This window comes from Vibrio sp. 10N.286.48.B8 (assembly GCF_003050085.1).
GTDB classification, from domain to species: Bacteria; Pseudomonadota; Gammaproteobacteria; order Enterobacterales; family Vibrionaceae; genus Vibrio; species Vibrio crassostreae.
The window spans coordinates 1-5,738 of record NZ_PIGD01000041.1 but is presented as its reverse complement, the minus strand read 5'-3'; the positions used below and the strand labels follow the sequence as shown (position 1 = coordinate 5,738).

8 protein-coding genes are annotated in these 5,738 nt (G+C 40.9%); 5 read left to right on the top strand and 3 right to left on the bottom strand.

The features are described from left to right. The coding region (locus CWO08_RS23470; RefSeq protein ID WP_146161784.1) for a transposase at positions 1 to 422 on the bottom strand (422 nt) is incomplete at its 3' end. A 97-nt stretch (positions 423 to 519) separates the two neighbouring features. Between CWO08_RS23470 and CWO08_RS23465 the strand changes: the two genes are divergently transcribed. The 3 genes from CWO08_RS23465 (at position 520) to CWO08_RS23450 (ending at position 2,299) form a co-directional block, all read left to right on the top strand. Next, a complete protein-coding gene (locus CWO08_RS23465; RefSeq protein WP_241907389.1) occupies positions 520 to 900 on the top strand; it encodes a hypothetical protein in 381 nt (126 codons plus the stop codon). Between the two features lie 146 nt (positions 901 to 1,046). Next, positions 1,047 to 1,739 carry a hypothetical protein gene (locus CWO08_RS23455; RefSeq protein ID WP_017096701.1) on the top strand — a complete coding sequence of 231 codons (693 nt, stop codon included), beginning with the start codon at positions 1,047 to 1,049 and terminating at the stop codon, positions 1,737 to 1,739. Further along, positions 1,739 to 2,299 (top strand): hypothetical protein, encoded by a 561-nt coding sequence (locus CWO08_RS23450; protein ID WP_108021209.1) that lies wholly within the window; start codon positions 1,739 to 1,741, stop codon positions 2,297 to 2,299. The genes CWO08_RS23455 and CWO08_RS23450 overlap by 1 nt, the downstream gene beginning before the upstream one ends. 343 nt (positions 2,300 to 2,642) lie before the next feature. On the opposite strand, the gene CWO08_RS23445 is transcribed toward CWO08_RS23450, so the two are convergent. Then, positions 2,643 to 3,671, bottom strand: a complete 1,029-nt coding sequence (locus tag CWO08_RS23445; RefSeq protein ID WP_108021208.1) for an IS110 family transposase — start codon at positions 3,669 to 3,671, stop codon at positions 2,643 to 2,645. Between the two features lie 108 nt (positions 3,672 to 3,779). On the opposite strand from CWO08_RS23445, the gene CWO08_RS23440 reads away from it, so the two are divergent. Beyond that, positions 3,780 to 4,274 carry a GNAT family N-acetyltransferase gene (locus CWO08_RS23440; protein ID WP_108021207.1) on the top strand — a complete coding sequence of 165 codons (495 nt, stop codon included), beginning with the start codon at positions 3,780 to 3,782 and terminating at the stop codon, positions 4,272 to 4,274. 156 nt (positions 4,275 to 4,430) lie between these two features. Next, positions 4,431 to 5,378, top strand: a complete 948-nt coding sequence (locus CWO08_RS23435; RefSeq protein WP_102286704.1) for a restriction endonuclease — start codon at positions 4,431 to 4,433, stop codon at positions 5,376 to 5,378. 32 nt (positions 5,379 to 5,410) lie between these two features. Here the strand turns inward: CWO08_RS23435 and CWO08_RS23430 are convergent. Beyond that, positions 5,411 to 5,738: transposase (locus CWO08_RS23430; RefSeq protein WP_146161783.1), on the bottom strand; the 328-nt coding region annotated here is incomplete at its 5' end.

Here is a 5,738-nt window from a genome sequence, read left to right as displayed (position 1 = left end):
GTTTCTCTGGCACGCGAGAGATCTCGAATAGCTTCATCTTCGGCTTCTGGTACATAGATGGGTGTAAGCTCTTCGGCTTTTAACAGCTTGGCGAGCTTTGCTGCGTCTCGTTTGTCAGTTTTAATTCTATCGCCTGGCTTCTTAGGTATAAGTGATGGAGCGACGACATAGCAGCAGTGTCCAAGGCTCGTAATCAGGCGATAAGTCCAGTAACCACATGGTCCTGCTTCATAGACAAAGTGCAGAGTGGCTTTTGGATACTTGGATTGCAGTTGTCTGGCCAATTTAATAAGCGCGGACTTGTTAGATTTAATACGGCCAAGGTGTTGTGGGTTTGCCCCTCGATGTTCTTGTAAAACAGCGACTTGAATAAATGACTTATGCGTATCTAAGCCAATGAAAATTATGCTATCTTTACTCATGCTAGCCTCCAAATTTAGTTGTTTGACGCACTAATTATGGCTCTGGCTTAAAGCTAACCCACGATATTGGAGGCTAGCACCTTTCGTGGGGGTCATTATGTCTAGTTTTCTTTCGGAGTTTACAGTGATGAATATTCCTGATTATTGGTTGGATTTTGTATCCAAGAACGATTTGAGTAATAAATCATTTGAGATCCCAGATGACTTTGATTTGTCAGAGTTAGGGGCAGACTTTAAGGTATTTACACGCTCGGAAATTGAAGATGAAACTAGCCATTGTTATCCGGGTATCAACGTTGTTAAGTCTGGATATATAGCCGTTGGTAGCTGCTTATGTGGGTCTGGAGATCCATACTTTATCAATGTTAATGATGGCGAAAACGGAAAGCTCTATCGAGTTTATCACGACGATAATTCCGTCGATATTGTTGTAAATAATTACAAAGATATCTTGAACTTCGTGGAATCGGAAAACTAACAAATTGTTCAAGAGTGATTCGGCACGCGTGGCATTTTTGCTATGCGTTAGGTCTCGTGACTAAGGTGGCATGCGGAAGCTCTGGTATTGCGTGCCTCACACCTTAACAAGGCGTTATATCAATTTAGGGATAGGTGCAAAAAATAATGAAACTATATGAAAATGTAGTCATTGGAAACTTTCTTTATGGATTAGGCTACTCTGTTGGTGCTAAGAAAGGCGGAAATGAGGTTTTGTCAGTCGTAAACCTGCTTCAACAAACACCGGCAGACAAAGAGCTGGGTGATGTACTTTTAGAATTTCCTGGAGTTGTAAAACTCATAGAGTTTAAAAACAAAGCTGGCAGCTTAAAAAAAGAGATGCAAAGACACTATCAATTAAAGTCTGCATTGGGAGAAGGCCACAAAAACATTTCTTTGTCTAAGAGTATTCATTGGTATGTTGAAACCGAGCCTTTAAATGATCTCTGTGTAAACAATATCAAACCTTATCTGGATGCCTTTGATAGTAGTGTTAACGATAGTTTTACATTAGAAACTTTTATTGAAAAAACTGTAGATGATGTCTTTAGTAACGATACCACTTTTAGCAATGATGACTTTAAGGACTATTTGAGTTTGGTTGCTAGGTGCCAAGGTACAGGAGAGGTGGGGACTGGAGGTATAATCATCGCAGTTTCTGAGAGTGGGATAAAGTATTTCCAGTTTACGGACATTATGCAGCTCAGGTTACAACATAAAGAATATGTGAATGAGATAAAGAATCAATTAAATAAAAGTATAGAGGTTAAAAAAAGTATTAATAGAACCAAAGGTTTCGATATGGAGATCAGTCGATAATGGAGAGGTTGGATAAGTTATTTGATGCAGCTGCTAATTTGCTTGCTGCAAGTGAGAAAAATGAACAAAAATTTTCTAACGCAATCGCGTCAATTGAAAAGACTAACCGGAGTGTTAGCAGAGTTGAGTCAGAGACTAAAAGAACAATAAGAGAGTCTACCCAAAATGCATCAAGTGAAATATCGGATAAGGTTTCAGAGCAATTATTTAAAAAACTTGAACATGCGCATGTTAAAGCAGAACAAGCAGCGTCCAGGTATGAGAAAGCAAGCAGATACTCGGTGTTAAAACTATCTTTCATTATGCTTATGTTTTTAATTGGTGTTGCAGTTAGTATTTGGTTTCTATTTGTCAAAGATATTCCCACTATAAATGAGATTAACGAGCTAAGAAGTGAGAAAGCGCAACTTCAAGCTCAGATAGAGAAGCTTAATCAGTATGGCCACATCACGAGTTGTGGTGGTAATCTGTGTGTTTCTGTCGATAAAAATGGCCGTTATAACTCTACTGATGGCAAGGTTATTTATTATGTAATAGCCCCTCGAGATAGTAAAAATTGATATAACAAACAATTTAAACAGATTCGTAACGTTTGGCATTTTTGGTTTGAATCAGCTTTAGTGATTAGGGCACAATATTCTGGTTAAGTGGTAGCGTTACTCACTACTTAATTGGGCTACATGGACTCCCTCTTTTGTCAACAATAGCTCCCGCTGACAACAGTGGATCGGACAGCAGCTCTACATTCGGTGTTTAATCGGATTCGTTCCGTCACCTTGATGATATTCGCTTGATGCCTGCCTCATTCGTTAAACAGTATTTATTACTTCCCAATTAAACAGGTTTAGACATCTCGGTCTGGTCGTATTGTCATCATTTGCTATTGCTTTGACTCGGTGAGTGTTAACCGTTTACATAGTTAATCTTGTACTCTTTTCCCGTTGTTAATAATGCCCATATTATACGAGCGTTCTTTGCTGCTAGGGCGACAGCTGCTCGTTTATAACCTCGTCGTTCAACGAGTTGATTTAACCAAATACTGTTGCGATCGGTTTTCTCTTTACATCGTGCAATAACGGCTCTTGCGCCATGAATAAGTAGAGTGCGAATGTGTTTTTCGCCTCTTTTGCTGATGCGACCAAGATGAACATGACCACCTGTTGAGTGTTGTCTTGGAACTAACCCTATCCAAGCAGCGAATTGGCGGCTGGAGCCAAATTGTTTGGCGTCATTGACCGTCGCGACAATGGCACTTGCACTGTGTTCACCGACACCTGGAATATCCATGAGGGCTTTGGCTGAAGCCATCTCACGAACTAAAGCAGAGACTCTACGATCATAGTGCAGTACTTCTAGGTTAAGGTTTTGAATCTTGCTCGATAAATATTGAAGTAGCTCTCGAGCGAGTATAGGCAGCCCATTTTCTGCATCTTCAAGGACACTACCAATGGTGTTTTGAGCCGAGTAGCGACCCTGCGGCATCACAATGCCAAATTCAGAGAGCAAACCTCTGAGTTGGTTAATAGTCGCCGTTCTTGTTTCAATTAGCCCCTGTCGAATACGATGCAGGCAAAGCACAGCTTGTTGCTCTTCACTTTTGATAGTGACAAATCGTGTTTTGGGTCTAGATACTGCTTCGCAGATGGCCTCCGCGTCATTGGCATCGTTCTTCTCATTTTGTCGATATGGGATAACGAATTTGGACGCCATAATTTTCGGGTTATGACCGAGTTTCAGCAGTTCTCTTGCCCAGTGGTGTGCACCAGAGCACGCCTCCATACCGATGAGGCAGGGCGATAACTTAGCGAATGTGTCTAAGAGTTTGTTTCTTTTGACAGTTTTGCGTAGGACGCACTTGCCATATGCATCAACGCCGTGAATACTGAACACATTCTTGGCGAGGTCAACGCCAATAGTTTTAATGGTGGACATAGTAACCTCCAATTCTTCAGCGTGTACTAAGTAAGTATGGCACGCAGAGTGTCAGGTAGAGGGAGTCCATATCATTCGTTATAAGGCTCGAAGATAAAAGGAATTTACGTGGAAATCAGAGTAGGGAAGCTAAGCGATGTCGCAGCCATCACCGATATCTTTAACTTTTACATAGAGCATACTAACGCTCGTTTTGAAGAGCAGGCATTTACGCAAGAAAACCGTCTAAATTGGTTCTCTCAATTCTCATGTAATAGTAAGCATCAACTTTTCGTTGCTATCGAAAGTGGGGAGTTGCTAGGTTTCGCATGTTCCCAGCCTTATAGGGACATTTCAGCATTTGAGGATACAGCTGAAGTTACCGTGTACCTTGCTTCAACAGCAAAAGGTAAAGGTGTTGGTTCAAAACTGTATTCTAAGCTGTTCTCATCAATTTCTGGTTACGGAGTCCACAGGGTGTTGTCAGGTATCGCATTACCTAATGATGCTTCAGTTGCCTTACACAAACGTTTTGGTTTTAGAGAAATTGGCGTATTCAATGAATATGCAAAGAAAAATGGTGAGTACATTAGTTCGGTTTGGTTGGAAAAGGCGCTTAACTAAAAGTCCGCCTTATAACAAAGCGTTTAAGACAGATTCCCAACGCTTGGCATTTTCGGTTTGCTTTGAATTTAGTGTTTACGGCACAATGGTTTAAGCTAAGTGGTCTGCGTTGCTCACTACTTAACGCGGCGTTATGTTCACAAGCAGGAAATACGGATGGCAATATTAGATTTTAAAGAGATTCCCATGCCACATAAGGGTGGCGGTGAACAAGACAAATTCGAGCTTTTTGCACGGGATTTCTTCCACAACTTAGGCTATAAAATTGAATCAGCTCCCGGAAGAGGTGCTGATGGTGGCAAAGATCTACTTCTGATTGAAACCCGAAAAGGTATAGCAAATGATACCGAAGTGCGTTGGCTAGTTAGTTGTAAGCATAAAGCTCATTCAGGTTCATCTGTGTCTAAAACTGACGAGCCAGAAATACTAGATTCGCTACGTGCTCATGGTTGCGACGGGTTCATCGGTTTTTATTCAACATTACCCTCATCTGGTTTAGTAGCTAAAGTTGAAAGTATTACTGAAATTGAGAATCAGTTTTTCGATTCGTCAAAGATTGAGCAAACACTACTCAAAAATAGTAGTTGCCTCGAATTAGCAAAACGATACTTCCCAGTTTCATATAAGTCTTGGGCTGATGAGAATCCGAAACCAGCTCAAATCTTCTCAGACTTTGAACCTTTTAAATGTCATAGTTGCGGAGAAGAACTTGGCTATGAAAGTATTGGTAGGGTAGTTTCTTGGAGTAAATACGAAACTGTTAATGACGTAGCAATCAAGAAAATCAGAAATCAGTATGTCTGTTGTGGTGGCGATTGCGACTATAAGCTCTCTCATTCTGCTCGATACTTCACTGATGGTTATGTAGATGCATGGGCAGATCTAAAAGATTATTTCACGCCAACTCTTTACTTGAGAGCTGTAATGGGATTTTGCAACGAATTGAACGACCCTACTATTGAGTACAGTGCCGAAGCATTTGACCAAGAGAAAGAAATCTTGTTAAAGGCATTTCCATATGTCTGCCGTAATTTGACCAAATCTGAAGTCGATCAAATCCGAGATCTAGCAATGTTACCTAAGTTTCTCGGTGGTTTAGGGTAAGTGAACATAACAAGAGACTATGGCGTCAATAGTTAATTTTTGACGCTATCTTTATCCCACATTGCGCCGTCTCTTAGCATTGAATTGAGTGTCACAACCATCTTTCTCATGCAGGCAACTATCGCTACTTTTTTAGGTTTTCCTGCCGCAAGTAATCGTTCATAAGTAGCCTTAAATACAGGGTTGCATTGGATAGCCGACATCATTGCCATGTACATGACTGTTCTAACTTGAGGCCGACCTCCTTTTATCATCCGTTTGCCTTTGAAGCGTCCGCTCTCTCTTGTTATAGGTGCGACGCCAATGAGAGAAGAGGCTTGCTTGTTAGTGATAAAACCGAGTTCGGGTACATTGCTAATT

Bases quoted from the DNA above. Each gene is read 5' to 3' on its own strand.
- CWO08_RS23465 (WP_241907389.1), top strand. From the start codon at position 520: ATGTCTAGTTTTCTTTCGGAGTTTACAGTGATGAATATTCCTGATTAT.
- CWO08_RS23455 (WP_017096701.1), top strand. From the start codon at position 1,047: ATGAAACTATATGAAAATGTAGTCATTGGAAACTTTCTTTATGGATTA.
- CWO08_RS23450 (WP_108021209.1), top strand. From the start codon at position 1,739: ATGGAGAGGTTGGATAAGTTATTTGATGCAGCTGCTAATTTGCTTGCT.
- CWO08_RS23445 (WP_108021208.1), bottom strand. From the start codon at position 3,671: ATGTCCACCATTAAAACTATTGGCGTTGACCTCGCCAAGAATGTGTTC.
- CWO08_RS23435 (WP_102286704.1), top strand. From the start codon at position 4,431: ATGGCAATATTAGATTTTAAAGAGATTCCCATGCCACATAAGGGTGGC.